Source organism: Methylorubrum rhodinum (assembly GCF_014199935.1).
Lineage (GTDB): Bacteria > Pseudomonadota > Alphaproteobacteria > Rhizobiales > Beijerinckiaceae > Methylobacterium > Methylobacterium rhodinum.
In genome coordinates this window covers 68,371-88,914 of the sequence record NZ_JACHOP010000009.1, presented here as the reverse complement: position 1 = coordinate 88,914, position 20,544 = coordinate 68,371, and the positions used below count along the sequence as shown (strand labels likewise).

Below are 20,544 nucleotides of genomic sequence, written 5' to 3'. Positions count from 1 at the left end.
TGACGCACCGACCCGACGCGGGTCGGTGCGTTGTCCCTCCATGTCAGACCCCGTCTTCATCACGCCGCAGGGCGGCCTGAGCCTCGGTGCGGTCGCCGAGGCTTGCGGCGTTTCCCTGCCGGAGGGCGCCGACCCGGCCCGCCCCGTCACCGGTGCGGCTCCGCTCGAATCGGCGGGTCCGTCCGAGATCGCCTACATGGACAACGCCCGCTACGGCGAGGCGCTGTCCGGCACGCGGGCGCTCGCCTGCCTGGTCTCGCCGCGCTTTTCCGCCCGCGTGCCCGAGGGCACGGTGGCGCTGGTGCTGCGCGATCCCTACCGCGCCTATGCCGGCCTGCTGGCCCGCCTCTACGGCGAGGCGATGCGGCCGGGCTCGCTGTTCGGGGCGAGCGGCGTCTCCCCCGGCGCCCACGTGCATTCCCAGGCCCGCCTCGAGGACAATGTGCGCGTCGATCCCGGCGCGGTGGTCGGGCCCGGCGCCGAGATCGGCTCCGGCACGGTGATCGGGCCGAACGCCGTGATCGGGCCGAACGTGCGGATCGGACGCGATAGCTCGATCGGGGCCGGCAGCACGCTCACTCACGCGCTGGTCGGCAACCGCGTCATCGTCCATCCCGGCGCCCGCCTCGGCCAGGACGGATTCGGATTCGCCATGGGGCCGGGCGGGCATCTCAAGGTGCCGCAGATCGGCCGGGTCATCGTCCAGGACGATGTCGAGATCGGCGCCAACACCACGATCGACCGGGGCGCCTCGCGCGACACGGTGATCGGGGAGGGGACCAAGATCGACAACCTCGTGCAGATCGCCCACAACGTGGTGATCGGCCGCCACTGCGTGATCGTCTCCGGGGTCGGCATCTCCGGCTCGACCACGCTGGAGGATTACGTGGTGCTGGGCGGGCAGGTCGGCGTGGTCGGCCACCTGCGCATCGGCATGGGCTCGCAGATCGCCGGCTCCTCCAACGTCAACCGCGACGTGCCGCCCGGCTCGCGCTGGGGCGGCACGCCGGCGAAACCCGTGCGGGCATGGTTTCGCGAACTCACGACCCTGGCCCGGCTTGCCGAACGCTCGGGCAGCGACGAAAAATAAGGTTCCCGAAGGACAAGTCCTTCGGCGGGGTGCAGGGGCGGCGCCCCTGCGGCTTCGGTTCAGAACAGCGCGCGGATATCCGGCGACGCCTCCCATTCCACGAGCCGCAGGCAATGCAACGCCTCCGGCCGCCGCGTCCGATAGAGCGCGAGGCTCTCGGCCACGAAGGCGTCGAGATCGAGCACGACGGGCGGTTCGCCGCGCCGCTGCCCGCGCTTGAACGACGTGGAACCGGGAACGCCGTAGAGCGTCGCGAGGGGCGGGTAGACCGGCCAGACCGGCCCGTCGACGAGCGGGTCCGGCCCGTAGGCCTCCACCGGGACGCCGCGGATCGGGAGGCCGGCCTCGCGCAGCAACCGGGCGGCGATGTCTGCGAGCACGAAGCCGCGCGGGCGGTCGATGCCGTGCATGAACAGGCCCCGGCGCGCCCAGCGCAACAGATCGTCGGCGAAGTCGAGGCCGACGGCGCGGCCGGATGCGACGAGCGCGGCGGCGGCCCCGTCCCAGGCGTCGAGATACCCCAGCCGCGAAAAGACATCCTCGCGGTAGAGCCGGACGATCGCCTCCGCATCCAGGCCCCGGCGATGGCCGAACAGGGCGATGGCCGAGTGATCGGCCCCGAGAGGGGAGGGGACGCCGTCGATGCGCACGGCGTCCGGATGGAAGGCGGTGAAGACGACCTTTGGAAACAATCTCGCCCGCGGTGGCTCCGGGAGGCGCGGCTGGGTGAAGACGTGGTCGAACCCGGTAAGCGCCCCCCGTCCGAGATCGCCCGTCGCGATGAACCGCACGCGCGCTCCGGCTGCCAGGATGCGCATGGCCTCGGCGACGCCGCGGGCCTGTTCGTCGCCGACGACCGCGATGCGCGGGCCCGCCCCGGCCTCCTCTTCCCGCGGGCGGCGCGCGAAGAGCCTGCGGAACGACAGGGGCAACGGCCGGCTATTCCCGCCGCAGCAGGCGGTCGACGACGAGGTCGGACCAGAAGCCCGCGCGGAAATCGCGCTTCAGCGCCTCGGGGTCGTAGCTGTGCTCGACCCAGTCCGAAAAACTCTGGCCGCGCGGCTCGCCCTCGCGGAGATAGGCGGCGAAGAAGGCATCGAGGATGCCGGTCTTGGCGAAGCGGAAATGGCCGTAGCGCGGCGAGAGCTGGCGCAGCGCCTCCCGCACCGGGCGGTCCTCGTGCAGGATCAGGAACAGGGCGGCGGCGAGCCCGGCCCGGTCCGCACCGGACTTGCAGTGCATCACCGCCGGGTACTCGATGCCGGCGAAGAACGCCTTGGCGGCCATCAGGGTCTCGCGCGAGGGCGCCTCGCGGGAGCGCAGCACGAACTCGACGAGCCGCAGGCCCTGCCGCTCGCAAGCCTCCCGCTGCAGCGGCCAGGAGCCGTGCTCGCGCCCGCCCCGCAGGGAGACTACGGTGCGCACCCCCCGGCGCTTGAACCACGCGAGCTGGTGCGGGCTCGGCTGGGCCGAGCGCCAGACGAGGCCGGTGCCGATGCGATGGCGGTTGAGATAGGCCAGCCGGAACACGCCGTGATCGACCAGCAGCATGTTCGCCCACGCCTTGGCGCGGGAGACCGGACCGGCGATCGGCTTCTCGAACTTCGCGATGCGCGCCATGCGCCGCGCGTAGCGCGTCTCGGGGGGAAGGAAGCGGTTGAACAAGGGGACGCGCGGGCTGGCCGGAAGGAATGTCCGTCTAGCAGCCCATGATTCGGGCGACAACGCGGGCGGTGCGGGCAAGATCGGCGTCACGGCCGGCTATGCGACCTGCGTTGCATCCTCGTCCCGATGGAAGTCGGTCTGGATGCTGCCCCCGGCCTCGTCGATCAGATGCTGGAACGACAGGCTGATATGCGGAAATTCGGACTGCGCGGGGCCGTACCAGAACACGTCGATGCGTAACTCGACGCCCTGATCCTCGACCAGAGCCTTCATCTTGAGCCATCGTTTCTCGGACCATGCGGATCGCAGGCCGAGAATCGCGATTTCCAGGGCCTCCAGATGCTTCTTCAGGCTGCCCGAGGCCACGATGTTGCGGGTGCTGTAGACCCACAGGCCGAACCGCCTTTCCTGCTCTCGGCCTTTGACACTGTAGGTGTCGCCGCGCCGGTACGAGAGGGTGGGCTCGCGCTCCATGATGGCCGAGACGAGATCGGGGTCAAGATGCTCGCCCTTGAGCACGATCGCCGCGTAGGTCACGGGAAGCGGTCTTGGATCAGTGCTCATCGTACAGATTCCCGATCTCGTCGCCGTTGAGCCTGCCGGTCACATCGCCGTTGTCGTAGATCATCACGTCGTCGTTCGGACGGAGGCCTGCCGATTGTTTGATCGTGTGCAGGGCACCGCTGCAGACGTAAGGGTCGATCCTCAATTCCTTGCTCACATGCGGGATCGGATTGCCTCCGGTGCGATCCCAGATGACGCGACGTGACAATCGACTCGCTCGTGATCGTGTTGCCGCAATCTACAGGCGCCTTCGGGCCATTCGAGCGTAGCCGATCCCTTCTGACGCGCAAGTTGCTGCTGAAGGCCGGCTGCCCGCTTTCCCCGTTGCTCGGCCGCCGCGTTTGCCGGCATCATAGAGGCGAACCCCTCAGCGGAGCCGGCCATGACGACGAACACCGTGAGCATCCGCCGAGCCCGCCCCGCGGACGCGGCCGGCCTCGCGGGGGTGTTCGACGCGTCGTGGCGCGAGGCCTATCAGGGGGTGATTCCGGGCGTCGCCCTGGAGCGCTTCCTGGCGCGACGCGGCGGGATGGCGTGGCGGGCGATGATCGGCGGCGGGCGCGGGCTCGCCGTGGTCGAGTTCGGCGAGCGGATCGCGGGTTACGCCGCCTACGGCCGGGCGCGCGAGCGGACGATGCGGGCGGACGGCGAGATCGACGAACTCTACATCGCCCCCGAGTTCCAGGGGCTCGGCTTCGGCACGCGCCTGTTCCGGGCGGTGCGCAACGACCTGATCGACCGCGGTCTGACCCGCATCGGCGTCTGGACGCTCGCCGACAACGCCCGCGCCTGCGCCTTCTACGAGCGGCTCGGCGGCGTGCCGGGGCCGGAGGGGTTCGAGCGCGTCTCGGGCTTCAGTCTGCCCAAGACCGCCTACCTGTTCACCTGAGAGGCTTTGCGCGGCGGCAACACTCGGCGATTCCTGTCCGAAGGGCCGATTTTCTTTCGCGCGCACACACCCTAAGACAGCGAACGGTCGCCGCAGCCCGACAGGGTCGCGCCGAAGCGGCCGATATCAAGAAAGCAGACGCCATGGACATCAACGCCATCTCGATCGGCAAGACCCCGCCGCACGACGTCAACGTGATCGTCGAGGTGCCGATCGGCGGCGAGCCGATCAAGTACGAGATGGACAAGGAGGCCGGCGCGCTCGTCGTCGATCGGTTCCTGTACACGGCGATGCATTATCCGGGCAATTACGGCTTCATCCCGCACACGCTGTCGGGCGACGGCGACCCCTGCGACGTGCTGGTGGCCAACACCCGCGCCATCGCGCCGGGCGCGATCATCAGCGTGCGTCCCGTCGGCGTGCTGGTGATGGAGGACAATGCCGGCGAGGACGAGAAGATCATCGCCGTCCCCTCGCGCCACCTGACCATGCGCTACGACCGGATCGAGAACTACACCGACCTGCCCGACATCACGCTGCACCAGATCCAGCACTTCTTCGAGCACTACAAGGATCTGGAGCCCGGCAAGTGGGTCAAGGTCGTCCGCTGGGGCGACAAGGAGGAGGCTCATCGCCTGATCCTCGAAGGCATCGAGCGCGAGAAGGCCAACAAGGCCAAGTGAGTCAGAGGTTTCGAAAGGACTACGTCCTTTCGTGGGTCCAGGGCAAAGCCCTGGTCGGCGAAGCCAATCTCGGGGCTCTGCCCCGAGACCCCGGCAAAGGGATGATCCCTTTGCGATCCCGGACTTCTACAGTGCTTCGCCGCGGAGCAGGCGGGGGCCTTGGGCGCGTCGGCCCGCGGCTTGGCCGATGAAGAAGTCTTTGAGGCCCGGCAGGCGATCGACAAGGCCGAGGCCGAGGTCGCGGGTGAGCCGCAGGGGCAGGCTGTCGTTCGAGAACAGCCGGTTGAGCCCGTCGGTCGCCGCCGCCATCGCCACCGTGTCGAACCGGCGTGCCCGCTCGTAGGCCTTCAGCACGTCGTCGGTGCCCGGATCGAGCCCGAGCCGCAGCGCCTCCGTCACGGCCTCCGCCAGAGCCGCCGCCCCGGCGAGCCCGAGATTGAGCCCCTGGCCCGCCACCGGATGGATCACGTGGGCCGCGTCGCCCAAGAGCGCGAGGCGCCTCCCCCGGAAGCTGCGGGCGAGGCCGAAGGCCAGCGGATGCGCCGAGGGGCCGTGCTCCAGGGCGATCCGGCCGAGTTCCGCCCCGAACCGCCGCTCGATCTCGGCCAGCGTCTCGGCTTCGTCGCCGCCGAGCAGGGCCGGCACATCGGCGCTCCGCTCGGTCCAGACGATCGAGGAGCGGTGGCCGAGGTCGCCGCCGGCCCTGAGCGGCAGGATCGCGAAGGGGCCGCTCGGCAGGAAGTGCTCGAAGGCCCGGCCCTCGTGGTCGCGCGCGTGCCGGACCGTCGCGACGATGCCCGATTGCGGATACGACCAGCCGACCCAGCCGATCCCGGCAGCCTCCCGCAGGGCCGAGCGGGCGCCGTCCGCGGCCACCACCAGCGAAACTTTTTCGGATTGGCCGTCACTGAGTTCCGCACGGATGCCGCCGGCCTCCGGCACGGCCGCGCGCACGCCCTGCGGCACGAGCCGCACCCCGGCCTCGCGGGTGGCGTCGAGCAGGGCGGCGGCCATCGGCTCGGCCTCGACCATGTGGGCGAACGGCTCGCCGTCCGCGCTCGCCTCCGCATCGCCGAAGGTGAGGAAGACCGGCCGCACCGGATCGCCGACCCGGCTGTCGCTGATGACGAGGCGGCGCATCGGCTCCGCCGCGGGGGCGATGGCCTCCCACAGCCCGAGCCGCTCCAGCATCCGCCGCGGCCCCGCCGCCACCGCGTAGGCGCGCCCGCGATGGCGCGCGGCGCCCGCTTGCAGACCGGGGTCGCAGACCGCCACGTCGAGGGCCGGTCCGTGCGCCCGCTTCAGCGCCACCGCGAGCGTCAGGCCGGGCAGGCCCGCGCCCGCCACCAGCAGGCTGCGGCTCCCGGAACGGCGACCGGTCTCGCCCATCGACGTCTCCACAGATCTCATGCCGTGCTCATGCCCTTGCCGGGCGCCCGCGTCGAGTGATAGCCGCGCCGCGGTCCGTTCTGTCATCGCTCCGGAAGCCGCCATGCCCGATCCCGTCGACGGACTCCTCGCGATCCTCGACCTGGAGCGCCTGGAGACCGACCTGTTTCGCGGGATCAGCCCGCCGATCGGCTGGCCGCGGGTGTTCGGCGGGCAGGTGGTGGCGCAAAGCCTGATGGCCGCCTCGCGCACGGTGGTGTCGGCGCGGGCGCCCCACTCGCTGCACGCCTACTTCCTGCTCGGCGGCGATCCGGCGGTGCCGATCGTCTACGAGGTCGAGCGCATCCGCGACGGCGGCAGCTTCACCACGCGCCGCGTCAAGGCGATCCAGAAGGGCCGGGCGATCTTCGCCATGTCGGTCTCGTTCCACGAGCCGGAAGCCGGCTTCGACCACGCCGCCGAGCCGCCCGACGTGCCGGCCCCCGACGCGCTCACCGACGCCCGGACGCTCGCGCACGCCGAGGGCAGCATCGTGCCCGCGCCGATGCTGGCCTACTTCACGCAGGCCTGGCCGATCGAGCTGCGCCCGGTCGAGACCGACCGCTACCGCGACCGCACCCCGCGGCCGGGCCGCTACCACGTCTGGATGCGCACGACGAAGACCCTGCCGGACGATCCGGCGCTGCATCGGGCCGTGCTCGCCTACGCCTCGGACATGACGCTGCTCGACGCCGCGCTGATTCCGCACGGCCGCACCGTGTTCGATTCCGACATCCAGTCGGCGAGCCTCGACCACGCCCTGTGGTTCCACCGCCCGTTCCGGGCCGATTCCTGGCTGCTCTACGCGCAGGACGCCCCCAGCGCCTCCGGCGCCCGCGGCTTCGCCCGCGGCACCCTGCACGACGAGGCGGGAAACCTAATCGCCTCGGTCGCCCAGGAAGGGCTGATCCGCCCGCGCCGCTGAAGACGCCCATCTCGGAGGCGTTTCAGGTCTCGACGGAGCTTGGCCGCGCGTTTCGCGATCAAAATTGCCGCTGAGATCGCCAATTTGATTAAACTGTATGCATCTTCGATCCGGGTGCTGCCCGCCCGGCGCGCGACCGGCGCTTAGCCCTTGGGCAGAAATGCGAGCCTGAAAATGGTTCCGCTTGGCATAGTCCTTGAATGAAGGCGCCCGGTCGCAGGGTCATCCCGACGTCTGCGAGCCGCTGGGTCTCGGCCGGTGCGCGGCCGGCACGAACGAACAATCAGGGGGCGCCGCCCATGAAAATCGTGATGGCGATCATCAAGCCGTTCAAGTTGGAGGAGGTCCGCGACGCCCTGACCGGCATCGGGGTTCACGGCCTGACCGTGACCGAGGTCAAGGGCTACGGCCGGCAGAAGGGCCACACCGAGATCTACCGCGGCGCCGAGTACGCCGTGAGCTTCCTGCCGAAGCTGAAGATCGAGGTGGCGGTGGCCGCCGACCTCGTCACCAGCGTCATCGACGCCATCGCGGGCGCCGCGCGCACCGGCCAGATCGGCGACGGCAAGATTTTCGTCATGCCGCTGGAGAAGGCCGTCCGCATCCGCACCGGCGAGACCGACGTCGACGCCCTCTAAGCCTCACGCGTTTCGACGGCCCGCCCGGCCGCCCGAGAAAAGATTTCGCAACGCTCTCGCAGAACGCGATCAGGAGCTTCCCGTCCCATGAAACTTCGTACTCTTCTCGCGCTCGGGCTGGGAGGTGCCGCGCTCGGCCTCCTCCTCGTCGAGCCGTCGCTGGCCCAGACCCCCGCCCCCGAGGCCGCGCCGGCGGCCGCGACGCCGGTCCCGAACAAGGGCGACACGTCCTGGATGCTGATCTCCTCAGCCCTGGTGCTGATGATGACGGTGCCGGGCCTCGGTCTGTTCTACGGCGGCCTCGTGCGCACTAAGAACATGCTCTCGGTGCTCACCCAGGTCATGGCCATCGCCTCGATCGTCTGTCTGCTGTGGGTCTTCTACGGCTACAGCCTCGCCTTCACCAACGGCGGCGGCCTCAACGACTTCGTCGGCGGCTTCGGCAAGGCCTTCCTCAAGGGCGTCGACGCCACCACCGTGGCTGCGACCTTCTCCAACGGCGTGGTGATCCCCGAATACGTCTATATCTGCTTCCAGATGACGTTCGCGATGATCACCCCGGCGCTCATCGTCGGCGCCTTCGCCGAGCGGATGAAGTTCTCGGCGCTGGTCGTGTTCTCCATCCTGTGGGTCACGCTGATCTACTTCCCGATGGCGCACATGGTCTGGTACTGGGGCGGCCCGGACATCTTCGCCGACGCCGCCAAGAAGCTCGCCGAGGCCACCGACAAGGCTGCGGCCCAGGCCGATTACGACGCCGTGCTCGCCGACGCCGGTCTGCTGTTCAAGTGGGGGGCCCTCGACTTCGCCGGCGGCACCGTCGTGCACATCAACGCGGGCATCGCCGGCCTCGTCGGCTGCCTGATGCTCGGCAAGCGCATCGGCTACGGCCGCGACCTGCTCGCCCCGCACTCGCTGACCATGACCACGATCGGCGCCTCGCTGCTCTGGGTCGGCTGGTTCGGCTTCAACGCCGGATCGAACCTCGAGGCCAACGGCACCACCGCGCTCGCCATGATCAACACCTTCGTCGCCACGGCGGCGGCGGCGGTCTCCTGGCTCTTCGTCGAGTGGGCTGCCAAGGGTAAGCCCTCGCTGCTCGGCATGCTCTCGGGCGCCATCGCCGGCCTCGTCGCCGTGACGCCGGCCTCCGGCTTCGCCGGACCGATGGGTTCGATCGTGCTCGGGCTCGCCGCCGGCGCCGTCTGCTTCGTGATGTGCTCGACCGTGAAGAACGCGCTTGGCTACGACGACTCGCTCGACGTGTTCGGCGTCCACTGCGTCGGCGGCATCCTCGGGGCGCTCGCCACCGGTATCCTGGTCTCGCCCGATCTCGGCGGTGCCGGCATCCCGGACTACACGACGAAGCCCGGCGAGCTCGTGCTCGGCGCCTACGACATGACCGCCCAGCTCATCACCCAGGCCAAGGCGGTCGGCTTCACCCTGCTGTGGTCGGGCATCGGCTCGGCGATCCTCTACAAGCTCGTCGACCTGACGATCGGCCTGCGCGTCACGCAGGAAGAGGAGCGCGAGGGCCTCGACATCGCCGATCACGGCGAGCGCGCCTACAACTACTGACCCCTCGATCGCCGTCCCGGACCTCGCGTCCGGGACGGTTCTGTGAGCGACATGCGAAGGGCCGCGGCGCGATGCGCCGCGGCCCTTCGTGATTCGGCCCATGCCGGCTTGGCCGGCGAAGGACCGCGACGGGGCCGACGGATGCAGGAACGTCCCCGGACGGACCGCGGGATCGCTCCGATCTGTTGTTCCGGCGGCTGCCACAAATGTGTTCCTTCGGCAACAGTTCCGCGGCATCGCCGAAGCTCGGCCGTATTTGCCTACGTTTTAGGCAGTTGCCTCAATCTTCATTTTGCGATGCACGAGCCGCTCCGGCACCTTGGCCGTATCAAACAACCGGGGCAGAGCTCGATGACCATCCGACTGACACTGAAGGCCTCCGTGGCCGCACTGGCCGCCCTGACGGCCGGCCCGGCGCTCGCCGCCGACCTTCCGATGAAGTCGCCTCCGGTGATCGCCATCGAGCATTGCAAGGCCGCGATCTCCACCCCGGCCTTCGCCGGTCTGATCAAGGCGAACCCGAACCCGGCCTGCTTCACCACCGGCATCGGCGACATCTATGTCGGCGGCGCGGTGACCGGCTTCGCCTACACCCAGACCAACGCCTTCGGCATCGTCTCCCCCGGCGGCGAGGTGGACCGCTTCGGCCGCGTCGACTTCACGAACCTCCAGGCCTGGGTCCAGAAGGCCGACGGCCCGTTCCAGTTCTATGTGCATACCGGCCTGTACTCGATCCCTGCGCTCGGCCTGCCGCTCTACTCCTCGTTCGAGCAGACCGAGTCGCTATTCGGCCCGGTCCCGGTTGCCTACGGCAAGTGGCAGTTCAACGACGAGTGGTCGTTCCAGGCCGGCCGGATGTTCACCAACATCGGCTCCGAGCTGCTGTTCTCCTACCAGAACCTGAACATCACCCGCGGTCTGGTGTTCAACCAGGAGAACTTCATCAACCAGGGCGTCCAGGTGAACTACGCCAGCGGCCCGTGGGCGGCCTCGCTCTCGGTCAACGACGGCTTCTACTCGGGTGAGCTGAACTGGATCACCGGCCTCATCACCTACAAGATCGACGACTCGAACACGATCGGCATCAACGGCGGCACGCATTTCAGCGATTTCGACTCGTCGACCCGCAGCCCGCGATTCCAGTTCGCGACGATCAACTCGCTGCAGAACAGCAGCATCATCAGCGTCAACTGGACCTACGCCAACGGCCCGTGGATCGTGACCCCGTACTTCCAGTACACCAACGTCGCCTCCAAGCCGAACTACTTCTCGCCGATCGTCGGCGCCGAGACCTACGGCGGCGCGCTGCTCGCCGGCTACGCCTTCAACGAGAATTTCGGCCTCGCCGGCCGCGTCGAGTACATCGCTCAGTCGGGCACCCGCGGCGACTTCGCGGGCATCAGCGCCACCAACGTGCTCTACGGCCCGGGCAGCTCGGCCTTCTCGTTCACCATCACCCCGACCTTCACCTGGGACCGCTACTTCATCCGCGGCGAGTTCGCGACGGTGCAGGCCTATGACGTCGCCAAGGACTTCGCGCTGGGCTTCGGCTCGGGCTTCGGCCGCAACGGCCTCAAGAACTCGCAGGAGCGCTACCTGATCGAGACCGGCTTCACCTTCTGAGAAAGCCGACATCGCCCCCCGCGCCGGAAGGCGCGGACTTGCCAGAAGATCGAAGCCCCGGATCATGTCCGGGGCTTCTTTCGTTCCCGGGCCTCGATGCTTAGCCCCCCGTTAAGACGCAGGCGTTAGCCTTACCGCACCGTTGTCATCGGTCCGGTATCCCATGCGTTCCCTTCGCCGCTCCGCGTCGCCCTACGACACGTTCGTCGACAGCCTGCGGCCGTTCCTGGCCAAAAGGCTGACGGAGTGCGGCGGCCTCATCCTGTTCGCCGGCGCCGTCGCCCTGATCGTTGCGCTCGCAACGTGGTCGATCGACGATCCGAGCCTCAACCACGCCACCGACCATCGGGCGCACAACGTGCTCGGGCGTCCGGGTGCGGTGGTGGCCGACCTCGCGATGCAGCTCCTCGGCCTCGGCTCGATCATGCTGGCCCTGCCGCCCATCCTGTGGGGGATGCGGCTGATGCGGGAGCGCGAGCTGCCGCATGGCGGCATGCGTCTCGTCCTGTGGTGCATCGGCGTGCTCGGCACGAGCGCGGTCGCGAGTGCGCTACCGCCGACCGCGCGCTGGCCGCTGCCGACCGGCATGGGGGGCGTCGCGGGCGATGCCCTGCTCGCCGGAAGCCGCATGATGGTCGGGCCGTTCGCGGCCTTCGCGGGTTTCGTCTTCGCGGCCATCGCGATCCTGAGCCTCACCGCCGCCTGCCGCGTCGCCAAGCCGGCCCCGGAGGACGAGGAGGAGGTCGCCTACACCCCCGCCCGCCCGGCGCCCCACGCGCCGGCCCGCGCTTACGAGGAGCGCTACGACACCGACGAGCCGAGCCTCGGCATCCTGTCGCTCGGCGCGCTCGCCCACGCCGTGATGCGCGGCCGCGCCTCGCTCCGCGACCGGGTCGAGGCCTGGAAGGCTCCCGCCGACGAGCGCGACGGGCTCGCCTATGCCGGCGCCTCGCCCGCGCTCGCTGCCCGCCGCGCCTTCGAGGGCGAGGATGCGCCCTGGGCGGCGCATGCCCCCGCGCGTCCGACTGCGGGCCGCCGCGAGCCGGTCTTCGACGGCGAGGAAGACGACGAGGCCGAGGCGCCGCCCGCGCCCGCCTCGGCCCCCGCGCGCGCCGCCGCGCCGCGCCCTGCCGCCGTCATCGAGGACGACGAGGAGCCCGAGGCCGAGCCGCCCGTCTCCCGCGTGTCGCGGCCCACGCCGCAGCCGCAGCCGGCCCGGCCCCGTCTGGCCCCCGAATTCCGCCCCGAGCCCGGCGCCTACCAGCACCCGGCCCTCGAACTGCTCGCCCGCCCGCGCGAGGCCGCACCCGGCTCCGAGGTCTCGGCTGAGGCGCTGGAGCAGAACGCCACCATGCTGGAGGCCACCCTTCAGGATTTCGGCGTCCGCGGCGATATCCTGGCCGTGCGCCCCGGCCCGGTCGTGACCCTCTACGAGCTGGAGCCGGCGCCCGGCACCAAGTCGAGCCGCGTCATCGCGCTGGCCGACGACATCGCCCGCTCGATGGCGGCGGTCTCGGCCCGCGTCGCGGTGGTGCCGGGCCGCAACGCCATCGGCATCGAGCTGCCGAACATGAAGCGCGAGACCGTGTTCCTGCGCGAACTGCTGGCGTCCGCCGATTTCGCCGAGACCAAGCACAAGCTCGCGCTGTGTCTGGGCAAGAACATCGGCGGCGAGCCGATCATCGCCGACCTCGCGCGGATGCCGCACCTGCTGGTCGCCGGCACCACCGGCTCGGGCAAGTCCGTCGCCATCAACACCATGATCCTCAGCCTGCTCTACCGGCTCAAGCCCGAAGAGTGCCGCCTGATCATGGTCGATCCCAAGATGCTGGAGCTGTCGGTCTACGACGGCATCCCGCACCTCCTCTCGCCGGTCGTCACCGATCCGAAGAAGGCGGTCATCGCGCTGAAATGGGCCGTGCGCGAGATGGAGGAGCGCTACAAGAAGATGTCCAAGGTCGGTGTGCGCAACATCGACGGCTTCAATGCCCGCCTGGAAGAGGCCCGCACCCGCGGCGAGACCCTGACCCGCACGGTCCAGACCGGCTTCGACCGCTCGACCGGCGAGGCGGTCTACGAGGACGAGGTCATGGACCTCAACCCGCTGCCCTACATCGTCATCGTGGTCGACGAGATGGCCGACCTGATGATGGTGGCCGGCAAGGACATCGAGGGCGCGATCCAGCGGCTCGCCCAGATGGCGCGCGCCGCCGGCATCCATCTGATCATGGCGACGCAGCGCCCCTCGGTCGACGTCATCACCGGCACGATCAAGGCGAACTTCCCCACCCGCATCTCCTTCCAGGTGACCTCAAAAATCGACTCGCGCACGATCCTCGGAGAGATGGGCGCCGAGCAACTGCTCGGTCAGGGCGACATGCTGTTCATGGCCGGCGGCGGGCGCACGACCCGCGTCCATGGGCCGTTCTGCTCGGATTCGGAAGTCGAGAGCGTGGTGGCGCATCTCAAGCGCCAGGGCCGGCCCGCCTATCTCGAAGCGGTCACGGCGGACGAGGGCGAATTGCCGTCGGGTGGCGCGGCGGCCGCCTCTTCGGACGGCGCGGTGTTCGATGCCGGCCAGTTCGGCGGCTCCGAGGGCGGCGACCTCTACGAGCAGGCGGTCGCGGTGGTGATGCGGGACAAGAAGGCCTCCACCTCCTACATCCAGCGCCGCCTCCAGATCGGCTACAACCGCGCCGCCTCGCTGATGGAGCGGATGGAGACCGAAGGCCTCGTCGGCCCCGCCAACCATGCGGGCAAGCGCGAGATCCTCGTGGAGCCCGAGGCGCAGGACTACTGAGCCGGATCAGCGCCCCCGCATCGACGCCAGCAGGAAGACCAGGGCGACCCCGCAGGCCGTTGCAGTCGGGGACGCCCAGCGCTCGACGGCGCCGGCGAGCGAGGCGCCGGCGACGTCGCCGAGATTCATCGCCGCCATGAAGATCTGGAACTGCGTCGCCGACACGCCCTGCGTCCGGCTCGCCAGCACCACGGTCGGCTGCAGCGCGACGTAGAGGAGCGCCGGCACCACGCTCGCCAGCCCGAGGATGAGGGGGCCGCCCCGCGCCTCGAACCCGCCGAGAACCAGCAGCGCGATGACGGCGAAGGCCGCCGCGCAGGCGAGGCACAGCCGACGCAGGGCGGGGGCAGGCCCGGCCCGATCGACGGCGAAGCCGACGAGCCCGGCCCCGAGGGTGCCCCCGAGGAACGCCAACAGCGCCTGCACCTGCGACAGCGCCCCGGCCTCCCAGCCGTGGTCGCGCACCATCGCCACGGCGAAGGGCACCTGGAGCAGCGCCAACGCGAAATCGATCCCGAAGCACAAAGCCAGCAGCAGAAGCGCCTCGCGATGGCGGAAGGCGGCAAAGACTCGGGCGACGCCCCGCCCATGCGCCGCCAGCGCCCGCGGCGCGCCGGAGATGATCGAGCCCGAAGGCAACCCGACCCGCAGCAGCGCGTCGCCCGGCCGCTCGCGCACGAGGCTGGCCGTGACCACAAGGACGGCTGTGAGGATGAGCAGCAATCCGGCGGCGGCGGGGAGGCCGATCTCCGGCAGCAGCCAGCCGAACAGCGCGGCTCCGAGGGCGGAGCCGGTGACGAAGCCGGCGCGGGTGCAGGCGCTGACGCGGCCGAGTTCGCCCTCCGGCACGTTGGCCACGATCATCCGGTCGGTCGCCGTGTCGGCGAGCGAGGCGCAGAGGCTGTGGAGCAGGAGCACCGCGCCGAGCGTCGTCGGGTCGGGCCGCGCGCCGAGGAACGGCAGCAGGCACAGCGCGATCTGGCCCCCGAACAGCCCGCGCACGAGCCAGACGCGATGCGCGCCCATCGGATGCGGCGCGGACCCGTCGAGCAGCGGCCCCCACAGCAGCGGCTGCAACACCCACGGCAGGCCGACGAGCGCCAGCAGCGAACCGACCGCACCCGCGCCGTGACCGTTGGCGGCGAGATGGTTGGCGAGCGCCAGCGTCGCGAAGCCCGCGACCGTGCCCTGATAGAGGTAGAGGCCGGTGAACAGGCCGACGCGCCAGCGCCGGGTCAGCAGGCTTGGCCTGTTCTTCTCGGTGCGCCCGAATTGATCGAGCGCTTCACGGGATGACATTCGGGCACTCTCCACCCGAGCAGGGTGGCGGCGGCGCAGTCGCGCGGCAATGCGGCAGGATTTCCTCAGAGTACCTTTGAGCCGCTCATTCCAACCCATCCCCTCATCCTGAGGTGCGGAGCGAAGCGCAGCCTCGAAGGAGGGCTCCAGAAGTCGCGCGCGAGCTGGAGCCCTCCTTCGAGGCCCGCTCGCGCGGGCACCTCAGGATGAGGGGGGGATGGAAGAAAACGAACCGAGTTTTTAGGCCGCCAGCACCGCCAGCACGCTGCGCCCGACCTCGCTGGCGGCGTAGCGGGTGCGTTGCGTCCGGGCGTCGCGCGCGGTCACGCTCACCAGTGTCTCGCCCGCGAGCGTGTCCACGGCCCGCAGCACCAGGGCGTGCTCAATGCCGAAGACGCGGGCGAAGCTGCGGCTGTCCTCGGCCAGCCCGAGATGGAGCCCGGCGAGGATGCCGGATTCCAAGAGGCTCAGTTCGGGGCGAAGCGCCGCGATGGTGTCGGTGGTCGCCAGGAACGTCTCGGCGTCGGCGGGGGGCTCGCTCACGCGGCCTTCGCCGCGGCGCCGCGGGCCCTGACCTGCACCAGCACTGATTTCGAGGTCGGGGTGTCCGAGAACTCGCCGAAGGCCGAGAGCGGCACCAGCACGTTGAGTTCCGGGTAGTAGCCGGCGAGCGACCCGCGCGGCATGTCGAACGGCACGAGGCGGAAGTCTTCCGCCCGCCGTTCGATGCCGTCGTCGGTGCCAGCGCCGACGAGATCGACCCGCTCGCCGAACCGGTTTTTCAACTCCGCGAGGTCGTCCGGATGGGCGAAGACCACGCGGCGCTCGCCGTAGACGCCGCGGTAGCGATCATCCAGGCCGTAGACGGTCGTATTGTACTGATCGTGGCTGCGGAACGTCTGGAGCACGAAGGTCTCAGCCGAAACGCTCGCGCGCTGGTGCTCGGTCGCCACCGGCAGCGGCCCGCTGGAAAAGTTGGCCCGGCCCGTCGCCGTCTCGAACACACGCTCGGAGGCGAGGTTGCGCAGCATGAAGCCGCGGGGTTTTCGCACACGAGTGTTGAAGCCCGTGAAACCGGGAATCGTGCGCTCGATGAGGTCGCGGATGCGGTCGTGGTCGTCGGCGAGGTTTTCCCAGTCGATCCGCTCGGAACCGACGGTCGCGGCGGCCATGCCGGCGATGATGGCGACCTCGGAGCGCAGATGCGGGGAGGCCGGCTTGTTGATGCCGCCCGAGCCGTGGACCATGCTCATCGAATCCTCGACGGTCACGATCTGGACCTTGCCCCGGCTGTTGCGATCGACCTCGGTGCGGCCGAGGCAGGGCAGCACGTAGGAGACGCGGCCGGGCACGAGGTGCGAGTGGTTGAGCTTGGTCGCGATGTGGACGGTGAGCTCGCAGCCGGCGAGCGCCTTGGCCACCAGCGGCGTATCGGGGGTCGCACGTAAAAAATTGCCGCCCAGGCCGATGAAGGCCTTCGACGAGCCGTCGAGCATCGCGCCGATGGCCCCGAGCACGTTGTGGCCGTGCTTGCGCGGCATCCGCAAGCCGAACTCGCGCTCCAGCGCCTCGATGAGGGCCATGGGCGGCTTCTCGTTGATGCCGACCGTGCGGTCGCCCTGCACGTTGGAATGGCCGCGCACGGGGCACAGGCCGGTGCCGGGCCGCCCGACATGGCCGCGCAGGAACAGCACGTTGGCGATCTCGCGGATCGTCGCCACCGAGTGGCGGTGCTGGGTCACGCCCATCGCCCAGGTGGCGATCACCTTGTCGGCCCCGAGATAGACCTCGGCCGCCGCCTCGATCTCCTCGCGGGTCAGCCCCGACTGGTCGAGGATCGCGCTCCACTCCGTCGCCTCGACCGCCGCGCGGTATTCCTCGAACGCCAGCGTGTGGGTGGAGAGGAACGCGTGGTCGAGGAGCGAGGGCTTGCCCTCGCTGAGCGCCGCCGCGTCGCGGGCGAAGACCACCTTGGCGATCCCGCGGAAGGCCGCCATGTCGCCGCCGGGCTTGGGCTGGAGATAGTGGCTGGCGATGGGGCGGCTCGCACCGCGCAGCATCTCGACGCTGTTCTGCGGGTCGGCGAAGCGCTCCAGGCCCCGCTCGCGCACGGGGTTGAGCACGACGATCTGCGCACCCCGCTCGGCGGCGCGGCGCAGGTCGCCCAGCATGCGCGGATGGTTGGTGCCGGGGTTCTGGCCGACGACGAAGACCGCGTCGGCCTTCTCGAAGTCTTCGAGCAGCACCGTGCCCTTGCCGATGCCGATGGCCTGGACGAGCGCGATGCCGCTGGCCTCGTGGCACATGTTCGAGCAGTCGGGGAAGTTGTTGGTGCCGTAAGACCTAGCGAAGAGCTGGTAGAGGTAGGCCGCCTCGTTCGAGGCGCGGCCGGAGGTGTAGAACTCGGCGGCGTCCGGGTTGCCGAGGCCGCGCAACGTCGCGCCGATCTCGGCGAAGGCTTCCGTCCACTCCACCGGGCGGTAGGTGTCGGTGGCCGCGTCGTAGCGCATCGGATGCGTCAGGCGGCCCTCGCTCTCAAGAGCGTAGTCGGTCCAGCCGCGCAGTTCCGAGACGGTGTGACGCGCGAAGAAGCGCGGGGCGGCGCGCTTGTCGGTGGCCTCCCAGGAGACCGCCTTCACGCCGTTCTCGCAGAACTCGAACGACGAGCCGTGGGCCGGATCGCCCCAGGCGCAGCCGGGGCAGTCGAACCCGTCGGGCTGGTTGGCCGAGAGCAGGGCCCGCGCCCCGGAGAGCGGCGCCCGGCTGCCGAGCAGGTGCTTGCCGCAGCTCTTCAGAGCACCCCAGCCGCCCGCGGCGGAGGAGCGCTTGAGGGACCCGTCTGAACGGTCCATGCCGAAATCCCGGAAAAAGCGATTGTGCAACGCCAGATAAGCGGCTTCCGGGAAGCCTCACAATTCCGACTCTGCGCAGTCCTCTCATGACTCTGGCGCTTGGCTGGAGATTTGAATCGCTTCGATATGCGCTAGGCACAATCCTGCAGCTTCCACGGTGCCGTCGCAGGGGTGCATGAACGACTTCGCCGACCGTTCGCGGAAGGCACGGTCGAGCATCCTCCGACCTTCTTCCGAGCTTGGCTTTGAGCTGTGCAACCGGAAGTAGCCGGCGCGCCTGTCGCCGGTCGAAGCGGCGTCCGGTCGGGGAAGGATTCGGAGGGTGGGCCGGACGACGTGCAATCTCTATCGGATGGGCAACGCGACGAGCGCCCGTCTCGATCATGTTCGTCCCGCGGATGTGGAGCATGCCGTCGTCGCGGGCGTCGATTGGGTGCGGGCCGGGACCGGGGGCGTATCGACCTTCTGGGCCCCGGCTCCGGGGAAGGGGCGCTGGTGGAGGCTGGCAGCCGGCTACGATTACGGACCACTCCTGCTCGTCTGGAACGATGTGGGGAACCACTGGTCCTGGGAACCGAGCATTGATATGCCGCTGAGCGACTACAGGTCGTTGCTCGACACGGCGAACCGTCATTTCCGTTGAGCGGACAACGAGCGGGACGACGCACCCATGGTCAGACTCTCCCCGAAGGCTCTTCGCTTCGCCGAGGATGCCGTCCGCACCCGGCCCGAGACTGCCGATCGCAACGATCCGCCGAGGATCGTCTGGGACCGTTGGCGCGAGGAGCGCGCCTTGGATGCCGCGCCGCCTGGTGGAACCGTCGAGGTGCCCGATCCGGTGGCGCGGGTTCTGCTGTCCGCGGTGGAACAGCGTGTCGAGGAGATGCAGCGCTCGTTCGACTATAGCGAGGACGAAGACGACGTCCTCCGGAACGACCTTCTTTTTCTGCGCAACGTTCTGGATGTTCTGCGCGGTTGCCTTCCCGAGGCGCAGAGGGCCGCCGTCTGACGTCCGCTCTCCGCGCGCTCGACCCGCCCGCGCTGGCGCGGGGCTTATGCCTCAATCGAGCCGTGACAGACTCGCCGCATCCCGCCCGACGACCGGCGCGAGATTTTTCAAGCCCTCCGCCCGGAGCCGATCGACCAGCCCCCGCTTGATCGTGCCGACGAGCCCCGGCCCCTCGTAGACCAGCGCCGAGTAGATCTGGAGCAGGCGTGCGCCCGCGCGGATCTTGGTCCAGGCGGTCTCGGCCGAGTCGATGCCGCCGACGCCGATCAGCGGAATGCGGTCGCCGACGCGCAAAAACGTTTCGGCCAGAAGTCGGGTCGAGGCGGTGAAGAGCGGGCGGCCCGAGAGGCCGCCGGTCTCGGTCGCGAGCGCCGTCTCGGCGAGCGTCGAAGGCCGCGCGATCGTGGTGTTCGACACGACGAGCCCGTCGATGCCGCGGCGGAGCGCGGTGCCGGTCATGGCGTCGAGGCCGTCGAGGGCAATGTCGGGAGCGATCTTGAGCAGCACCGCCGGGCGCGCGCCGGAGGCGTCGCGGGCGTCGACGACGCGGGCGAGCAGGTCGTCCAAGAAAGCCTCGCCCTGGAGGTCGCGCAGGCCCGGTGTGTTGGGCGAGGAGACGTTGACGGTGAGGAAGGCCACATGCGGCGCGAGCCGCGCGGTGCAGGCGACGTAGTCGGCGAGGCGATCCGATGATTCCTTGTTGGCGCCGATGTTGACGCCGACGATGCCCGGCCGTCCGGCCCGCGCCTTCAGCCGGTCGGCGACCGCGTCGAGGCCCTCGCTGTTGAGGCCGAAGCGGTTGATCACCGCCCGGTCGCGGGTCAGCCGAAAGACACGCGGACGCGGATTGCCGGGCTGGGGCAGCGGCACCACGCCGCCGACCTCGACGAAGCCGAAGCCGAGGCCCAGCATTGCGTCGGCGACCCGCGCGCCCTTGTCGAAGCCCGCGGCCAGCCCGACCGGGTTGGGGAAGCGGCGGCCGAACAGCTCGACCGCGAGGGCGGCGTCATCCGGGGCTGGGCTGCGCGGCGGCAGCAGGCTCAGACCCCGCAGGGTCAGGTCGTGGGCGGTCTCGGCATCGAGGCCGTGCAGGACCGGCCGGGCGAGGGGAAACAGCGCCTCGATCATGGCGACACGACCTCCGCCGGGAAGATGTGGCGCCCGTCCGCGCCGAGCGGCAGTTCGGCGACCGAGCGCACGGCGCTCAAAGGCAACTCGCCGTAGAGGTGGGGGAACAGCGCGCCGCCGCGGGAGGGCTCGAACCGCAGGGCCTCGCCGAGCGCGTCCGTCTCGACGGCGATCAGCAGCAGATCGTCCTGGGCCGCGAAGTGACGCGCGGCGGTCTCGGGCGCCTGCTCCGCGGTCGAGAAGTGGATGAAGCCGTCGGCGCAATCGATCGGCGCGCCGCGAAACACCCCGTGCGCCTCCGCCTCCCGCCAGAGCGGGCGCGGGCAGATCTTGTAGACGAGGGGCATGGGCTTCCTTCCCGCTCCTTCGGAGG

General features: G+C 69.9%; 20 protein-coding genes. 10 read left to right on the top strand and 10 right to left on the bottom strand.

Annotation, left to right across the window (positions count from 1 at the left end; all coding sequences use genetic code 11):
- The first annotated feature begins 40 nt into the window (after positions 1–40).
- Positions 41–1,090 (top strand): UDP-3-O-(3-hydroxymyristoyl)glucosamine N-acyltransferase, encoded by a 1,050-nt coding sequence (lpxD, locus tag HNR00_RS12470; RefSeq protein ID WP_183569697.1) that lies wholly within the window; start codon positions 41–43, stop codon positions 1,088–1,090.
- Between the two features lie 59 nt (positions 1,091–1,149).
- Here the strand turns inward: lpxD and HNR00_RS12465 are convergent, their stop codons facing one another.
- The 4 genes from HNR00_RS12465 to HNR00_RS12450 form a co-directional block, all read right to left on the bottom strand.
- Positions 1,150–2,022, bottom strand: a complete 873-nt coding sequence (locus HNR00_RS12465; protein ID WP_246390568.1) for a WcbI family polysaccharide biosynthesis putative acetyltransferase — start codon at positions 2,020–2,022, stop codon at positions 1,150–1,152.
- 7 nt (positions 2,023–2,029) lie between these two features.
- Positions 2,030–2,755 (bottom strand): fused DSP-PTPase phosphatase/NAD kinase-like protein, encoded by a 726-nt coding sequence (locus HNR00_RS12460; RefSeq protein WP_183569695.1) that lies wholly within the window; start codon positions 2,753–2,755, stop codon positions 2,030–2,032.
- 96 nt (positions 2,756–2,851) lie between these two features.
- Positions 2,852–3,292, bottom strand: a complete 441-nt coding sequence (locus HNR00_RS12455; RefSeq protein WP_183569693.1) for a DUF4279 domain-containing protein — start codon at positions 3,290–3,292, stop codon at positions 2,852–2,854.
- Positions 3,293–3,308: 16 nt separating this feature from the next.
- Positions 3,309–3,527: a hypothetical protein gene (locus tag HNR00_RS12450; RefSeq protein WP_183569691.1), complete on the bottom strand. Its 219-nt coding sequence runs from the start codon at positions 3,525–3,527 to the stop codon at positions 3,309–3,311.
- Positions 3,528–3,701: 174 nt separating this feature from the next.
- Here HNR00_RS12450 and HNR00_RS12445 point away from each other — a divergent pair, with 174 nt between their 5' ends.
- Both HNR00_RS12445 and ppa read left to right on the top strand, forming a co-directional pair.
- Positions 3,702–4,208 carry a GNAT family N-acetyltransferase gene (locus tag HNR00_RS12445; protein WP_183569689.1) on the top strand — a complete coding sequence of 169 codons (507 nt, stop codon included), beginning with the start codon at positions 3,702–3,704 and terminating at the stop codon, positions 4,206–4,208.
- Positions 4,209–4,351: 143 nt separating this feature from the next.
- A complete protein-coding gene (gene ppa / locus HNR00_RS12440) occupies positions 4,352–4,891 on the top strand; it encodes an inorganic diphosphatase (RefSeq protein WP_183569687.1) in 540 nt (179 codons plus the stop codon).
- A 126-nt stretch (positions 4,892–5,017) separates the two neighbouring features.
- Here the strand turns inward: ppa and HNR00_RS12435 are convergent, their stop codons facing one another.
- On the bottom strand, positions 5,018–6,280 hold the full coding sequence (locus HNR00_RS12435; RefSeq protein ID WP_183569685.1) for an FAD-dependent monooxygenase: 1,263 nt from the start codon (positions 6,278–6,280) through the stop codon (positions 5,018–5,020).
- A 103-nt stretch (positions 6,281–6,383) separates the two neighbouring features.
- Between HNR00_RS12435 and tesB the strand changes: the two genes are divergently transcribed.
- The 5 genes from tesB to HNR00_RS12410 all read left to right on the top strand — a co-directional run bounded on the left by tesB (position 6,384) and on the right by HNR00_RS12410 (position 13,883).
- Entirely contained in the window at positions 6,384–7,244 is an 861-nt protein-coding gene (gene tesB, locus HNR00_RS12430; protein ID WP_183569682.1) for an acyl-CoA thioesterase II, read from the top strand.
- 299 nt (positions 7,245–7,543) lie between these two features.
- Positions 7,544–7,882 carry a P-II family nitrogen regulator gene (locus HNR00_RS12425; RefSeq protein WP_056247188.1) on the top strand — a complete coding sequence of 113 codons (339 nt, stop codon included), beginning with the start codon at positions 7,544–7,546 and terminating at the stop codon, positions 7,880–7,882.
- An 87-nt stretch (positions 7,883–7,969) separates the two neighbouring features.
- Positions 7,970–9,460, top strand: a complete 1,491-nt coding sequence (locus HNR00_RS12420; protein WP_183569681.1) for an ammonium transporter — start codon at positions 7,970–7,972, stop codon at positions 9,458–9,460.
- Between the two features lie 351 nt (positions 9,461–9,811).
- Positions 9,812–11,083: an outer membrane beta-barrel protein gene (locus tag HNR00_RS12415; protein ID WP_183569679.1), complete on the top strand. Its 1,272-nt coding sequence runs from the start codon at positions 9,812–9,814 to the stop codon at positions 11,081–11,083.
- 163 nt (positions 11,084–11,246) lie between these two features.
- A complete protein-coding gene (locus HNR00_RS12410) occupies positions 11,247–13,883 on the top strand; it encodes a DNA translocase FtsK (RefSeq protein ID WP_183569677.1) in 2,637 nt (878 codons plus the stop codon).
- Positions 13,884–13,889: 6 nt separating this feature from the next.
- Here HNR00_RS12410 and HNR00_RS12405 read toward each other — a convergent pair whose 3' ends face one another.
- From HNR00_RS12405 to HNR00_RS12395, 3 genes are all read right to left on the bottom strand, one after another.
- Entirely contained in the window at positions 13,890–15,182 is a 1,293-nt protein-coding gene (locus HNR00_RS12405; RefSeq protein WP_183569675.1) for an MFS transporter, read from the bottom strand.
- Between the two features lie 240 nt (positions 15,183–15,422).
- Positions 15,423–15,725 (bottom strand): hypothetical protein, encoded by a 303-nt coding sequence (locus HNR00_RS12400; RefSeq protein WP_183569673.1) that lies wholly within the window; start codon positions 15,723–15,725, stop codon positions 15,423–15,425.
- A complete protein-coding gene (locus tag HNR00_RS12395; protein WP_183569671.1) occupies positions 15,722–18,034 on the bottom strand; it encodes an FdhF/YdeP family oxidoreductase in 2,313 nt (770 codons plus the stop codon). Before HNR00_RS12395 ends, HNR00_RS12400 begins: the two co-directional genes overlap by 4 nt.
- A 322-nt stretch (positions 18,035–18,356) precedes the next feature.
- On the opposite strand from HNR00_RS12395, the gene HNR00_RS12390 reads away from it, so the two are divergent.
- Both HNR00_RS12390 and HNR00_RS12385 read left to right on the top strand, forming a co-directional pair.
- Positions 18,357–18,677, top strand: a complete 321-nt coding sequence (locus tag HNR00_RS12390) for a hypothetical protein (protein WP_183569669.1) — start codon at positions 18,357–18,359, stop codon at positions 18,675–18,677.
- Positions 18,678–18,704: 27 nt separating this feature from the next.
- The gene (locus HNR00_RS12385) at positions 18,705–19,043 is read left to right on the top strand and encodes a hypothetical protein (RefSeq protein ID WP_183569667.1); all 339 of its coding nucleotides are present in this window, start codon (positions 18,705–18,707) and stop codon (positions 19,041–19,043) included.
- Between the two features lie 51 nt (positions 19,044–19,094).
- Here the strand turns inward: HNR00_RS12385 and HNR00_RS12380 are convergent, their stop codons facing one another.
- On the bottom strand, positions 19,095–20,171 hold the full coding sequence (locus HNR00_RS12380; RefSeq protein WP_183569665.1) for a quinone-dependent dihydroorotate dehydrogenase: 1,077 nt from the start codon (positions 20,169–20,171) through the stop codon (positions 19,095–19,097).
- Complete coding sequence (locus HNR00_RS12375; RefSeq protein ID WP_183569663.1) at positions 20,168–20,518, bottom strand: DUF952 domain-containing protein; 351 nt, start codon at positions 20,516–20,518, stop codon at positions 20,168–20,170. The genes HNR00_RS12380 and HNR00_RS12375 overlap by 4 nt, the downstream gene beginning before the upstream one ends.
- Positions 20,519–20,544: the final 26 nt, after the last annotated feature.

Bases quoted from the DNA above. Each gene is read 5' to 3' on its own strand.
- lpxD (WP_183569697.1), top strand. From the start codon at position 41: ATGTCAGACCCCGTCTTCATCACGCCGCAGGGCGGCCTGAGCCTCGGT.
- HNR00_RS12425 (WP_056247188.1), top strand. From the start codon at position 7,544: ATGAAAATCGTGATGGCGATCATCAAGCCGTTCAAGTTGGAGGAGGTC.
- tesB (WP_183569682.1), top strand. From the start codon at position 6,384: ATGCCCGATCCCGTCGACGGACTCCTCGCGATCCTCGACCTGGAGCGC.
- HNR00_RS12385 (WP_183569667.1), top strand. From the start codon at position 18,705: ATGGTCAGACTCTCCCCGAAGGCTCTTCGCTTCGCCGAGGATGCCGTC.
- HNR00_RS12410 (WP_183569677.1), top strand. From the start codon at position 11,247: ATGCGTTCCCTTCGCCGCTCCGCGTCGCCCTACGACACGTTCGTCGAC.
- HNR00_RS12405 (WP_183569675.1), bottom strand. From the start codon at position 15,182: ATGTCATCCCGTGAAGCGCTCGATCAATTCGGGCGCACCGAGAAGAAC.
- HNR00_RS12415 (WP_183569679.1), top strand. From the start codon at position 9,812: ATGACCATCCGACTGACACTGAAGGCCTCCGTGGCCGCACTGGCCGCC.
- HNR00_RS12380 (WP_183569665.1), bottom strand. From the start codon at position 20,171: ATGATCGAGGCGCTGTTTCCCCTCGCCCGGCCGGTCCTGCACGGCCTC.
- HNR00_RS12375 (WP_183569663.1), bottom strand. From the start codon at position 20,518: ATGCCCCTCGTCTACAAGATCTGCCCGCGCCCGCTCTGGCGGGAGGCG.
- HNR00_RS12395 (WP_183569671.1), bottom strand. From the start codon at position 18,034: ATGGACCGTTCAGACGGGTCCCTCAAGCGCTCCTCCGCCGCGGGCGGC.
- HNR00_RS12435 (WP_183569685.1), bottom strand. From the start codon at position 6,280: ATGGGCGAGACCGGTCGCCGTTCCGGGAGCCGCAGCCTGCTGGTGGCG.
- ppa (WP_183569687.1), top strand. From the start codon at position 4,352: ATGGACATCAACGCCATCTCGATCGGCAAGACCCCGCCGCACGACGTC.
- HNR00_RS12445 (WP_183569689.1), top strand. From the start codon at position 3,702: ATGACGACGAACACCGTGAGCATCCGCCGAGCCCGCCCCGCGGACGCG.
- HNR00_RS12420 (WP_183569681.1), top strand. From the start codon at position 7,970: ATGAAACTTCGTACTCTTCTCGCGCTCGGGCTGGGAGGTGCCGCGCTC.